The 13,087-nt window shown below is 50.6% G+C and carries 16 protein-coding genes and 1 tRNA gene; all 17 read right to left on the bottom strand.

The window, feature by feature from the left end; genetic code table 11:
• Window positions 1-141: 141 nt before the first annotated feature.
• Window positions 142-218, bottom strand: a tRNA-Pro gene (locus GQS10_RS04330).
• A gap of 75 nt (window positions 219-293) precedes the next feature.
• Complete coding sequence (locus GQS10_RS04325) at window positions 294-728, bottom strand: divergent PAP2 family protein (protein WP_166239354.1); 435 nt, start codon at window positions 726-728, stop codon at window positions 294-296.
• Window positions 725-2,629: a hypothetical protein gene (locus tag GQS10_RS04320; protein WP_166239352.1), complete on the bottom strand. Its 1,905-nt coding sequence runs from the start codon at window positions 2,627-2,629 to the stop codon at window positions 725-727. Before GQS10_RS04320 ends, GQS10_RS04325 begins: the two co-directional genes overlap by 4 nt.
• Before the next feature lie 52 nt (window positions 2,630-2,681).
• Window positions 2,682-3,035, bottom strand: coding sequence for an EamA family transporter (locus GQS10_RS04315; protein WP_166239350.1), 354 nt, complete (start codon window positions 3,033-3,035; stop codon window positions 2,682-2,684).
• 12 nt (window positions 3,036-3,047) lie between these two features.
• Window positions 3,048-3,953, bottom strand: a complete 906-nt coding sequence (locus tag GQS10_RS04310) for a decaprenyl-phosphate phosphoribosyltransferase (protein WP_166239348.1) — start codon at window positions 3,951-3,953, stop codon at window positions 3,048-3,050.
• 161 nt (window positions 3,954-4,114) lie between these two features.
• On the bottom strand, window positions 4,115-4,387 hold the full coding sequence (locus tag GQS10_RS04305; protein ID WP_166239346.1) for an HU family DNA-binding protein: 273 nt from the start codon (window positions 4,385-4,387) through the stop codon (window positions 4,115-4,117).
• A gap of 252 nt (window positions 4,388-4,639) precedes the next feature.
• The gene (locus GQS10_RS04300) at window positions 4,640-5,191 is read right to left on the bottom strand and encodes a class I SAM-dependent methyltransferase (protein WP_341805002.1); all 552 of its coding nucleotides are present in this window, start codon (window positions 5,189-5,191) and stop codon (window positions 4,640-4,642) included.
• Window positions 5,192-5,469: 278 nt separating this feature from the next.
• A complete protein-coding gene (gene spoIVA, locus GQS10_RS04295) occupies window positions 5,470-6,948 on the bottom strand; it encodes a stage IV sporulation protein A (RefSeq protein WP_166239342.1) in 1,479 nt (492 codons plus the stop codon).
• A gap of 278 nt (window positions 6,949-7,226) precedes the next feature.
• The gene (locus GQS10_RS04290) at window positions 7,227-7,997 is read right to left on the bottom strand and encodes a hypothetical protein (protein ID WP_166239340.1); all 771 of its coding nucleotides are present in this window, start codon (window positions 7,995-7,997) and stop codon (window positions 7,227-7,229) included.
• Window positions 7,991-8,344 carry a 2Fe-2S iron-sulfur cluster-binding protein gene (locus GQS10_RS04285; protein ID WP_166239338.1) on the bottom strand — a complete coding sequence of 118 codons (354 nt, stop codon included), beginning with the start codon at window positions 8,342-8,344 and terminating at the stop codon, window positions 7,991-7,993. Before GQS10_RS04285 ends, GQS10_RS04290 begins: the two co-directional genes overlap by 7 nt.
• Window positions 8,341-8,967, bottom strand: a complete 627-nt coding sequence (locus tag GQS10_RS04280) for a nucleotidyltransferase family protein (RefSeq protein WP_166239336.1) — start codon at window positions 8,965-8,967, stop codon at window positions 8,341-8,343. The genes GQS10_RS04285 and GQS10_RS04280 overlap by 4 nt, the downstream gene beginning before the upstream one ends.
• A 36-nt stretch (window positions 8,968-9,003) precedes the next feature.
• A complete protein-coding gene (locus GQS10_RS04275; protein ID WP_166239334.1) occupies window positions 9,004-9,297 on the bottom strand; it encodes a 2Fe-2S iron-sulfur cluster-binding protein in 294 nt (97 codons plus the stop codon).
• 48 nt (window positions 9,298-9,345) lie between these two features.
• Window positions 9,346-9,516 (bottom strand): DUF2768 family protein, encoded by a 171-nt coding sequence (locus GQS10_RS04270; protein ID WP_424991764.1) that lies wholly within the window; start codon window positions 9,514-9,516, stop codon window positions 9,346-9,348.
• A 119-nt stretch (window positions 9,517-9,635) separates the two neighbouring features.
• On the bottom strand, window positions 9,636-9,908 hold the full coding sequence (locus GQS10_RS04265) for a stage VI sporulation protein F (protein WP_166239330.1): 273 nt from the start codon (window positions 9,906-9,908) through the stop codon (window positions 9,636-9,638).
• Window positions 9,909-10,001: 93 nt separating this feature from the next.
• Complete coding sequence (locus GQS10_RS04260; RefSeq protein WP_166239328.1) at window positions 10,002-11,057, bottom strand: NAD(P)H-dependent glycerol-3-phosphate dehydrogenase; 1,056 nt, start codon at window positions 11,055-11,057, stop codon at window positions 10,002-10,004.
• 20 nt (window positions 11,058-11,077) lie between these two features.
• A complete protein-coding gene (gene plsY, locus GQS10_RS04255; protein WP_424991765.1) occupies window positions 11,078-11,674 on the bottom strand; it encodes a glycerol-3-phosphate 1-O-acyltransferase PlsY in 597 nt (198 codons plus the stop codon).
• 20 nt (window positions 11,675-11,694) lie between these two features.
• Window positions 11,695-13,017, bottom strand: coding sequence for a ribosome biogenesis GTPase Der (gene der / locus GQS10_RS04250; RefSeq protein ID WP_166239325.1), 1,323 nt, complete (start codon window positions 13,015-13,017; stop codon window positions 11,695-11,697).
• Between the last annotated feature and the right edge of the window lie 70 nt (window positions 13,018-13,087).

The following is a 13,087-nucleotide window of genomic DNA, read 5'->3' as shown; positions in this document are numbered from 1 at the left end:
GTTAACGGATTGTAAAGTGTTAAATGAATGTAAAATGAAATCGCTTACCCTCAGTTTAGGACATAAAAAATCGCCCACACTCATCCAAAGTCGATCAGTAAGGGCGATGATTATGTATGCGAAAATCAAACATATAAATAATGGTCGGGTATGCGGGAGTTGAACCCACGACCTCACCCACCCCAAGGGTGCGCGCTACCAAGCTGCGCCAATACCCGACATTGCCGACGAAAAAATCGGCAAAAGTATGTTATCTCATTTATAATCGGATGTCAATGCCCCGAATCTCAACCTTACCAGCCGAGAAGAGACGACAGCAGATCTAGAACAAAACCGAGAAGCGCCCCAAGCACAAGACCTCCGGCGACTTCGATTCGCGTATGACCCATCGATTCACGCAGCTTCTTCAGCTTGCGGGAAAGCTCGGTATCCTTCGCCGTCAGCTGATTTAAGTGCTCTGCATGATATCCGACATGTCGGCGCAATCCAAGAGCGTCAATGATCACGATATACGTAATAGCGACGCCAAGTCCAAACTCCGGAGTCAGGAAGCCATGCTTAAAGCCAATCAAGGCAACAGTCGTAGTCATTATCGTGGTGTGGTTGCTCGGAAAGCCTCCATTGCCGATCCGGGCCTTCGCTTCTCCGCCAAAGCGGATATAGTTCACTATAAATTTCATCGTGCCGGCCACCAGCCAGCCGATAAAAGGTGCCAATACATACATCATAAGCCCGATCCTCCGCCGGCCAGTTTCGTTAACGCAGCAGCTTCAATTTTATACACCCGGTACCGGTCCTCGAACGTCTCAACAAGCTGGAATGCATCCGGATGCTGAGCGGCCATTTTATCTACAAATGCGTTTTGCACTGTAAATAAATAATCCGACTTTCCTTCCAGCATCGCTGCGGCCAGCTGCTTACCTTCTTCCGCCGTCCCATTCAGCATCACGACTTGATTGCTGAAGCTTGGCCCAAAGAACGGATATAAGAACCGGTCGTACCAAACGGCAATGGATGTTCCTTGCGGCAGCTTGTCCACAAATTTATATTCCGGGAAATATACATTTCCGATCGTGCGCTCATTTGCCGGAAGCGATAAAGCTAACCGAATTTTATCCATATTCAAGGTAACCTTATGGTGCGCAGCCAAGGAAATGACGATCAATGCCGAGATAGCAAGCTGCAGCGGCCACTTTAACAGCACGAATCGAACCTTTTCCACCAAAAATGCTGCTGCAATTGCACCAAAGGCGACAAAGAAAATCGTGTAACGCGCCCACCAGGAAGCAGGCTGAACCGCGAAAATAAGCAGGAAGGGCAAGCAAACCGTGACAAACACAAAACGGTTTTTCCAGGCCATGTATGCGGTGTACCCAATCGCAGCAGGCAGCAATGTATACAGCCACTGCAGTCCGAAGCCCCCGATGCGCTGGTCGTAATAGGCAGGAGAAGGTTCAGCGCGCCAGGACATCAGCAGCTGCTTCCATGCCGGCTTTCCGAGAAACTGTTCCGGAGTATTGGCCACCATAATCAGATCGTGAACGGAGCCTGTCCCGGCGAACAGCACATGGCCAAGAATCTTAACTTCAAACGGGTAAATCGGGTTCCCATAAACAACCCAAGTGCGGATATACCAGATTCCGCCCAGCACAGCGAGTGGGATCAGGTACAGCAGTGAATTGCGAAGTCCTTCTCTTTGCCGGCGTCCGGCTAAACCGAGCACAATGCTGTGTATAAACAACAACAATGCCAGCAAGCCGATGTAAGCGACTCCCGACGACTTCATCCCTAGTGCCGTACCCCCGGCAAGTCCGGCCAATACGGCATAAACCATGGATGGCTGTTTTACATACTGCACAGTAAAGTAAAACGATGCCAGGAACACAGCTGCAAAAGCGACATCGACGTAATTCGTGCGCAGCTGCGACACAACGATCGGCGTCAGCAGCCAGATAAAACCGGCCGCAGCTGAAGCATATCGGCCAATTCCTGCCGCCCGGGCAATGCCCGACGTTGCCCCTGCGCCCAACAAGGCAAGTGCGATTTGTCCCGCGTTCACGTAACGATCATGTCCGAAGAAAATGACATACCAGGAATAGTACAGCTCCGAATTAATCGGATACACATTCGACCACAACGCATATGGGACGATGCCGATTTCACCATTTTGCATCCATGCGGCAATCGAAACGAGATGATAGTACAAACTATCCCAATCAGAGGAAGGAAGCAAATAGGCCAAAAATACAGCAAGCAATATTTCCGCCGCAGCAATCGCCCCAAGAATCAGCACCCAAGGCTGGCTCCACAAGCTTTCCCTTCTTGTCGGCGCCGGCTCAAAGCCAAGCCCGGACGAGCTCGGATAAGACAGCTCACTAAGCTTCGGCCGCCCTGAGGCCAACCGAACGGCAGCCACGCTGCATGCGGAAATCGCGAGATTTACAAGGGCAGCGCCCATTCCGTTAAATTGCTTCAGCAGCCCACCGGCTATCGTTAGAGAAAGCAAAATTTGTGAAATCCAGATGACCGCGCACGCGAGCAGTGCATCCAATCCGGACAGCCGCAGCTTTCTAGTGACAAGCACAGCGGAAAACAGCACAACTGCATTGATAACCAAAAACATAAGCATGATTCGATCCCTCCGGCGTTAACGCAGCGTTCAACTTAGCCGAACGTGCGGTTTAACGTACTAACAGCAGCACACCGATGACGATAAACGCCAGTGCAACGATCTGCGTCCATACAATCGTTTCTTTAAAAATAAAATACGAGGCAATGACAACGATGACGTAGCTTAAGCTAACAAGCGGATACGCCACGCTTAATTTCATTTTGGAAAGCACTGCAACCCATGTCACCGCGCTTAGTCCGTAGAGCACAAAACCGCCGATAATAAATGGATTCAGCGCCACCTTCATGACGGTGTCAACCAGGCTGCCCTTAACGCCGTTCAAAGCCCCCGAGCCCTTTTTCAGCATAATTTGCGCGCTGGCTCCAAGCAAAATACTGATAAAAGCCAATACATACTTCAGCATATTTTCGTTCCCCTAACCGCCGTAAAAGTAAAGGATAATAAATACAGTGACACCGTACAGCAGCACTGTCGTCAAAATATGCTTATCCTGAAGCAGCACCTTTTCCGGGCTCCCGCCCTTCTCTTCCATGTAGATCAAATATAAATAGCGGAAAATACCGTAAATCACAAATGGCAGCGTCCACATCAAGTGAACGGTCACGCCGGACGTAAACGTATATAATCCATAGCTCATAATGGTTGCAGTTGTGACAATGCTGATCATCTGGTCAAGCAGCTGTGGAGAATAAAACTGCAGCACCTTGCGGTGCGAGCCTTTCTTTTCCTGAAACAGGATCAGCTCGTGGCGGCGTTTGCTGATCGCAAGAAACAAAGCCAGCAGCATGGTACATACCAAAAACCAAGGCGTAAACGGACGCTCAATAACCATAGCTCCGCCAACCGCGCGCATTACAAAGCCCGCAGCAACGATCATCACGTCAATGATGACGACATGCTTCAACCGAACCGAGTAGGCAATATTCATAATAAAATAAGCGACAAGCAAAATCGTAAAAGGCACGTTAAGCATCAGCGATAAAGATAAGGCCGCGATCAATAGAACAATTCCAAGTGTTAAAGCCGTATTGGGTCGAATCGCTCCGGAAGCCATCGGACGAAACCTTTTTTCCGGGTGTACACGATCCTGCTCGACATCCATATAATCGTTAATAATATATACGACACCGGCCACGCAGCAAAACAGCAGGAAGCCGAACAGCGAATTCACAAAGGCAGACACCCCAACCTCTGTCACCGAAAATAAAAATGCGCCAAATACGAGAACGTTCTTTGTCCACTGCTTTGGGCGCAAGCATCGGAAAAATGCTGAAAGTGCATTCCCGCTTGCAGCCTGCTTTACTTGTTTTACTTCCTCCATAGGTGCCCCTTTCCAAATCGACCAATCACATAGTTTCCTAATTGCCTCAAATATTCTTAACCTAACACAGCCAGCAGAACCCGTCAAGCTTGGTATTTTTTCCTAAAAAGAAAACCGCGAACGGAACCGTTCGCGGTTTGTCGTACGCACTTATGTAATGACTATTGGATTCCGTCTTTCAGCGCTTTGCCAGGCTTGAAAGCAGGAACCTTGCTCGCCGGAATTTCGATTTCTTCTCCGGTTTGCGGGTTACGGCCTTTACGTGCGGAGCGTTCACGGACTTCGAAGTTGCCAAAGCCCACGAGCTGTACCTTGTCTCCAGACTGGAGCGCCTCGGAGATGGATTCGAAAACAGCGTCTACCACCTTGGTAACGTCCTTCTTCGCCAAGTCCGTAGATTCCGCTACTTTATTGATGAGATCAGTTTTATTCATGCCTTTCACCTCCCCCCAAGAGAGAAGTCATGACGCATTATCCTTGATACTACTTGTCTTCACCGTTCTAATGAAAAATATACATATCCGTTCAAAAAAACGTGATTCCGCAAGGCAAAAGCGACAAATCCATAGTAATACAGCGGTACGATGCTTTGCAAGTCCTAAGTTTTGAAACCTTGTTCAAATTTCAAAAAAACAGTCCCCGCCGACGCTTCCGGGGGGACTCTTTATTATGTGATATGCAGGAAATTAATCCATTGTTTGCGCTAATTTTGGTGCTGCAGAGAAAAACAACTCATTGTAGAGGAAGCATTTACGAAATCTTTTTAATACGGTGCATTCGTAATCATGAGAGGCAAACAAATGGATATAATCCTCCTCTTCTCGGATATAGTCCCCCTTATCATACCACTTCATAAAACGGTTACATATCGGTGTACGGCTGCATAAGCACGGCTCCATCACAATAATCGTTCCCGAAGGCTTCAGAATACGGCGAAACTCATCCATGTAAAGAGAAATTTCCTCCGAGGAAATGTGATGCAGCACAGCAACAATGAGAATGTAGTCCACCTTCCGGTCGTCGATCGGCAGCCGGTTATTCTGTAGAACCTGAAACGAATGCTCCGGGTACAATCTTCGTGCGTAGTCGATTCTCTTTTCATCCGGGTCTACCCCGATATAGAGGCCTGGAGTGAACATGGAGCAGTTCGCACCTGTTCCGGATCCGAAATCTAACACAACGTGATCATTAAACTGAAAGCTGCTTTGAATATGGTCATGTATATATTTCTTTGTCACCCATTTGGGTCGAACAAACCAATGGTAGAGCTGCGCTGAGAACATGTTGTTAATCTTGATCTGCTCCTTTTGTTGAGATCTTTTTCGTGAACATTTTTACCTTAATTGCGGTAGAAAATGCGATCCCGCACATGCAGCTTTACCCATTTGAAGTACATGCCTCTACTCTCCAAATTTTTATTCACCAGCACAAAAAAGGTAACGCACCTATGCCGAAATTCCGACCGATACGTTACCTTTTGCTGTTTATTTAGAGTACTATTTCACTTATGATCGATTTACAGGATGATGGCAATCAAACCGCCGGAGCCTTCGTTAATAATGCGGCCCAGTGTTTCCTGCAGCTTGTAGCGGGCGTTGTCCGGCATCATCGCCAGCTTGCCCTGGATCCCCTCGCGTACAATGGAGTGGAGCGAGCGGCCAAAAATATCGGATTCCCAAATCTTCGTCGGGTTGTCCTCGAAATCCTGCATTAAGTAACGCACCAGCTCCTCGGACTGCTTCTCCGTACCGATAATCGGCGCGAATTCAGACTCGACGTCGACGCGGATCATATGGATCGACGGCGCCGTTGCCTTCAGGCGAACGCCGAATCTCGAGCCTTGACGGATCAGCTCCGGCTCATCGAGCGCCATTTCCGCAAGCGTCGGTGCTGCAATGCCGTAGCCGGTCGTCTTCACCATGTCGAGCGCTTCCGCCACTTGGTCGTACTCGCGCTTCGCGTGGGTAAATTCCTGCATCAGCTGCAGCAGGTGATCCTTCCCGCGAATTTCTACCCCGACCACTTCCATCAAGATGCGGTCGTAGAGCTCATCCGGGGCATACAGGTCGATTTCCGCAACGCCTTGACCCATATTCATTCCCGCCAAACCGGCATTATCGATAAACTCGTATTCGGTAAACTGGCTCACCACACGGTCCACATCGCGCAGACGGCGGATGTCCTTCACCGTATCGCGAACGGAATTCTCAAAGCTGGCACGCAGCCAGTGCTTTTCTTCCAGCACCATAACCCAGCTCGGCAGGTTCACGTTCACTTCGTGAACAGGGAATTCGTACAGCACCTCACGGAGCACGCCGAGCACTTCCTGCTCACCCATGTTGGCAACGCTCATTGTCATCGCTGGAATATCATATTTCTCGGAAAGCTCCGCACGGAGCGCCTGTGCTTCCGGGCTTTGCGGCTTCGTCGAGTTGATGATGAGGATGAACGGCTTGCCGACTTCCTTCAGCTCATTAATGACGCGCTCTTCCGCATCTACATAAGACGAACGCGGAATTTCAGCGATGGAGCCGTCTGTCGTTACCACAACACCCAGTGTGGAATGCTCTTGAATGACCTTGCGTGTGCCGATTTCCGCTGCTTCTTGGAACGGGATCGGCTCTTCAAACCACGGAGTGCTAATCATACGCGGTCCGTTTTCGTCCTCGTACCCTTTTGCACCTTCCACGGCATAGCCAACGCAATCGACAAGACGAACATTGACATTCAAGCCGTCAGCGACATTCAGCTGAACCGCGTGATTCGGTACAAATTTAGGCTCTGTCGTCATGATGGTGCGTCCGGCCGCACTTTGCGGCAGTTCATCGGTCGCTCTTGCGCGCTCCGACTCACTTTCCATGCTAGGCAAAACTAAAGTTTCCATAAAACGCTTGATAAAGGTAGATTTGCCCGTGCGGACCGCACCAACGACCCCCAGGTAAATATCTCCGCCGGTTCGTTCTGCGATGTCCTTGAAAATATCTACTTTTTCCAATGAGATTCCCTCCCAAAAGGTAGTGTAATGATGCCGCCTGTCGCCGTACTACCTTCCTCAAGCCAATGTGACCACGGATGCGTAAAGCGACTTACTCGTACATTCATTTGGACTAGTATCAATATATGTACGTCGGCCACGAATATGACAACCTTTTCCCTCCGCTTTATATTACGTCCTGGGCCCAAGACGTGAGGGTCGGCCGAAAAGTGACTCCGATATGATATATGAACAGAAGAACCATCTTATTCTTAAAAGCGATGGAAAAGAGCCCGGTCCTATTGGACAACGGGCTCTTGATTGATCCAGCGATATGGAAACGAACGCACAGGAATGAAAGGGAATTCCTTTACCAGAAGCTCGCGGAGGTCATCCTGCTCTCCGGGTAGTATCGATTTTTTCTGAACGAGCATAGCGATGTCGAGCGCGTAATCAATCCCGACCTCACCCTTGTCCGACAAAACAAATGTGATAAATTGATTGGAATACGGACTGCGGATTTGCTCCTCCTTCACGCCCAGTTTTGTAAAATCGATACGGGAATAGCCGGGAGCAACCGGGTCCCCTTGAGGCAGCTGCCCTCCGTTGGAGGCAGCATATTGTGCGATCTTTTTTTGCAAATCGGACGTTTTCTGGAAAGCCGCCACGTCCAGCAGCTTGACCTCGGGATTTGTCTCCGGATGTACAAGCACAAATTGATACGTTCCGCCGTTCTCAAACGCAATCGTTGGAATTTGACTGATCATATGCCGTTCAACCAGCTTGCGCATATCAATCACATATTTTTCATAGATGGGAGTGTCCTCCGTGCTGTTCTTGATTGGAGGCACGCCAGTTTTCTTTTGATATTCTTCAACTCCGTTTTGAACAATGAGAATAGCCTCTTTCACTGCGGCCGGGTTCAGCGCAGCACCATCTGCAGCCGTGGCAGGCCTTCCGCCGCCGCAGCCGCCGAGTATAAGAACAAGCAGCATAGAGACTGCTGCCAATAGCATTACATTTATGCGTTTGTACCGGTTCCAACGTCCTTCTGTTGGTTGGTTCACCACAAAGAATCATCCTCCTTCTGCTGTTCCAGCTGTTTTCGGATTGCCGCTCGAAGAGGGTCCTCCGGCACATGTACCTCCGTATCGCGTGCTACCTTGGCCTGACAAGCCAAGCGCACCCCTTCGTTGACGGCTGCTCCAAGCTTAAGCAGCTCATTGTGTGCGGGCTTTTCCAGGCTGCTTACATCGGCGGCATGAACCTTGCACATCAAGCAGCCTGCCTTGCCTCCGCAGCGGGTACGCAGCACGATTCCGGCGCGCCTTGCCGCTTCCAGCAGCGTCGTTCCAGGCCGCACCTCGGACGTTTTCCCCTCCGGCAAAAAAGTCACCTTCACCGTGCCGCTCTTCATCCCTTAGCCCCCTCGCCCAGCTTTTGGAGCAATGTATCCAGCTGACCTTGAAATAGGTCAGAAAATCGATTTCGGCTCGCTATTTCAGCCAGTAGCGGATTTGTATTCCCGTTGTGTGTACGCCGCGCAAGCACCTCAGCAATCGCTTGATAACGATCCGGCCGGCCGCGCAGCACATTAAAGACTAGCTCATGCTCAAGAGGCATAAGCCGCAGCTTCCCGTCCTGATAAGATGACAAAGAAGCATAGCTCCACAGCAGCTCTTCCACCTCAACACGGTAGCTGGCTTGCTCGGTACGAACTCGAAAGTCACCTACGAGCTCAATTTTAACCCCTTGCAGCTCATAATGGCTTAACACGGATCGATAAATAGGCGTCTCGTCCTCACGCGGTTGATCGTAACAGCAATCCTGGAAACGCTCATAAACTGCATGAACCGACTCGCGGTCAACATAAATATCGATGTCCCGAGGCTCAGCCTCAAGCGTAACCCCTTGCAGCGCAAGACCACAGCTTCCTCCGACCAGCAGCTTCCCTGCAAAAGGGCCTTGTCCACCATGGCCATCCTCACGATAGAGCCTACCGGCAATCTCGTTCATTACCTGATGGAGCGGTTCCGACAACATGCTGTCCACCTCATTTTCTACCACTCTCGATGTCTAAAAATACGTTTTGTTTGTCGCGCGGATGACCCCAGCCTGCTTCACAACCGCCTGACAGCCAAGCCGGTAGCCCTCTTCGATCTCGTCTTCATCCAAACGGTCCCACTCTTCATCTGTCGGCTCGTTCAGCAGCTCTTTGCCTTCGTCAACATAACAGCGGCATCTTGCACAGGTTCCTCGCGTACAGGAAAATTGAAAATCGATGCCGTGCTTCAAGGCAAGATCAAGAAGGGACATCCCGACTCCTTCGTCAATCGTTTTTTCCACGGTCTTCCCACGAAGCGTAATCATGTGCTCCCTCGCTTTCTTTGCATTCTCTCTTATACTTCCAGAATAATGTTAAAACATTGAAATTAATCCATACAGCAGCGCTGGAATCAACAGCAAAAATGCGAGGAAGGATAATATAAACCGAACAGCCCCTTTGGTCTTACTCCGTGCGAAGGTTACGAGCAGCACCGCCACCAGCATTAACCCCATCGCGATAAAAGAGGCCCACATCTTATCCATTGAGCTCATTTTTCTTCCCACCTTACCGAAAAAATCATACCTCTTATTATACCATACCCAAAAACAAAAGCGCAGGCTTCATCCGGAGATGAGCCTGCGCCATTTATGAAGATGCGTTCTTACTTCTTCATCATCATTTTCATTACCTGCTCCAGGTTGCCCGTGCCGCCCGACTTTTTGATCGCTGAGACGATTTCGTTCGCAGTGGATTCCGGTACAGGCACTCCCACCATAGAGGATACCTGCTTGATCAGCTTCCGGAGCTCGGCTTCGCTTTGCATCGTAGAGGGCTTAACAGCGCCAGCCAGCTTCTTGATATCGCGCTCCGTTACCGCTTTTCCTGTTTTTTTCTTCACTACGTTCAGCACGTCTTTGGATATATTTTTAGACATGGTCTACCTCCTTCACACATGACAGATCAACCCAAGCGGATTGAACCGGTTTCTTCATCATTGTATGAAGGGGCAACCCTGTTGGTGTAGGCGCTAGACCTTTTTCCGCTGCAGCGGCCCTATCGGCGTGCGTGCAACCTCTTCGATTTCGTGCGTACGGCCCCGTCCCATTAAATCCTCAACCGCAGCCCGAGGCGATTTTCCTTCGAATAATACAGCATGAAGCTCACGTGTGATCGGCATTTCCACCCCGTGCTTTTGGGCCAGCAAATGTGCCGCCTTGGTCGTTCGTATTCCTTCCACGACCATCCCCATGCTGCGCTGTACCTCTTCGGGGGACTGTCCCTGTGCCAGCTGATACCCCGCGCGCCAGTTACGGCTGTGCTTACTTGTACACGTTACCACCAAATCCCCGACGCCCGATAAGCCCGCAAAAGTAAGCGGATCGGCGCCGAGCTCTGTGCCCAGCCTTGCAATTTCCGCAAGTCCGCGCGTCAGAAGCGCTGCCTTGGCGTTGTCGCCGAAGCCCAGTCCATCGGATAAGCCGGCGCCAAGCGCAATAATATTTTTCAGCGCACCGCCGATTTCCACACCGACGACATCCGGATTCGTATATACGCGGAAATAGGAATTGATAAATAAATCTTGGGCATGCTCACGGCTGCCGGTATCATCCGCAGCGACAACGACGGTCGTTGGGCTGCGAGCGGCCACTTCCTCCGCATGGCTCGGCCCGGAAAGCACAACGATGCGCCCAGGCTCCACCTGGGGCAGCTCGGAAGCAAGGACCGCGGTCATCGGCAGCAGCGTTTCGGCCTCAAAGCCTTTGGTAGCGTGGATGACCAGCGTTTCTTGCGAAATGTACGGAGAGGCGTTTCGTGCCACCTCCCTCATCGACGCCGAGGTTGCCGCAATCACTACCGCCTCGGCCCCCTCAAGCGCTTCCTGCATATCATTCGTTGCGTAAATGCCTTCAGGGAGACGGGTTTCCGGTAAAAAACGCCCGTTTACCCGTTTCTCGTTTATTTCCGCGACCTGTTCCTTGTTGCGCGACCACAAGAAAACGTTCAGCCCGTTGTCGGCGAGAACGGAAGCAAGCGCGGTTCCCCAGCTGCCGGCCACAAGCACAGCCGCTTTGCGTTCAGTCACGTCAATTCCCCCCAGACAAATTAGGCGCGTTTTCCTAATTTATTTTCTTTTCCTTGTGCCAGCTTCACAATATTGGTGCGATGGCGCACAAATGCGAAAACCGCGATGATGATGCTCGCAACCAGGATAGAATCCGGGCGATCCATCAGCCAAATCGAAAAAGGCAGCAGAGCTGTAAAAATGAGTGAGCCGAGCGAAACATAACGAGTAATAACGATCGATAAAATCGCAATAATTCCGGCAATCAGCGCAGGCAGAAAGCAAAGCGTCGCCACTACGCCGATCGTTGTTGCAATACCTTTCCCCCCGCGGAACGAAAAGAATACCGGCCAATTATGTCCGATAATCGCGCCAAGTCCAGCTAAGATCGGCAGCAGCTCTTCTCCTTCAGCGCCCAGCCATCTGCCGATCCATACCGCGGCAATTCCTTTACCTACATCCAAAGCCAGCACGCCGATAGCCGGCCCTTTCCCCAGAACACGAAGCGTATTCGTTGCACCGGCGTTTCCGCTGCCGTGCTTGCGGATATCAATATTTTTAAACCATTTGCCATACAAGTAGCTAAAATTAATCGATCCCAGCAAGTACCCGGCGACAACCGCAGCGGCCGTTACGATAAACGTCACGAGTCTCTCCCCTATTCGTCATCCGATTTCTTTCTTGTAAACAACCGGACCGGCGTCCCTTCGAAATCGAATGCTGCTCTAATTTTATTTTCCAAATACCGCTCGTACGAAAAATGCATAAGCTCCGGATCGTTGACAAAGAGCACAATGCTCGGCGGCTTAACCGAAACCTGTGTTGCATAATTGATGCGCAGGCGGCGGCCTTTGTCCGACGGCGGCAGATTGATGGAAACCGCATCAGCAATTACATCGTTCAGCACATGCGTTTGGATCCGCATGCTGTGCTGCTCGGCGACATAATTAATGAGCGGAAGAAGCTTGTGCAGCCGCTGCTTCGTCATCGCGGAAACAAACAGCACCGGTGCGTAAGTCATGAACAAGAAGTGCTCGCGGATCTTCTGTTCAAAATGATGAAGCGTCTTGTCATCCTTTTCTACGACGTCCCATTTGTTTACGACGAAAATCGATGCTTTACCCGCTTCATGAGCATACCCTGCAATATGTTTGTCCTGCTCGATGATGCCTTCCTCGGCATTGATGACAATCAGCACCACATCAGAGCGTTCGATCGCTTTCATCGCCCGCATCACACTGTACTTTTCCGTGGTCTCGAACACTTTGCCGCGCTTGCGCATACCCGCGGTATCAATCAGCACGTATCTTCGGTCATCCCGTTCAAACGGCGTATCGATCGCATCCCGCGTCGTTCCGGCAATGTTGCTGACAATTACGCGGTCTTCCCCAAGAATCGCGTTAACCAGCGACGATTTGCCTACATTCGGCCGTCCGATCAATGAGACACGAATAACATCCTCATCGTATTCGTCGTCCTCTTTTTCGGGAACGATTTCCATAACGCGCTCGAGCAGGTCGCCGATGCCGATACCGTGTGCCCCCGAAATTCCGATCGGATCGCCAAACCCGAGCGTATAAAATTCGTAGATGTCCTCCTGACGGCGGATGTTGTCGACCTTATTGACAGCGATCACAACCGGCTTGCCAGAGCGGTACAGCATCGAAGCGACTTCCTCGTCGGCCGATGTCACGCCCGCCTTTGCGTCCACCATAAAAATAATCGCATCAGCTTCTTCAATCGCCAGCTCGGCTTGAGCGCGGACCAGCCGCAGAATCTCATCCTCGCCTTCAATTTCAATACCGCCCGTATCTATAATACTAAAGGCTTTTCCATTCCATTCCGCTGTTCCGTAAATTCGGTCGCGTGTGACCCCCGGCTTGTCTTCGACAATCGCTAGGCGGTCTCCTATTACTCGGTTAAAGATCGTCGATTTCCCAACGTTGGGACGGCCCACGATCGCAATAATCGGCCTTGACATACGTTCACTCCCCTACAAGCTTCCAAACTGTTGCTTACCTAAAATATCCATACACTTCATCATAGCAAAA

This window comes from Paenibacillus turpanensis, from assembly GCF_011421635.1.
Lineage (GTDB): Bacteria > Bacillota > Bacilli > Paenibacillales > YIM-B00363 > Paenibacillus_AK > Paenibacillus_AK turpanensis.
Note: the sequence above shows the minus strand (reverse complement) of the source record. Positions and strands in the feature narration are given on the sequence as shown.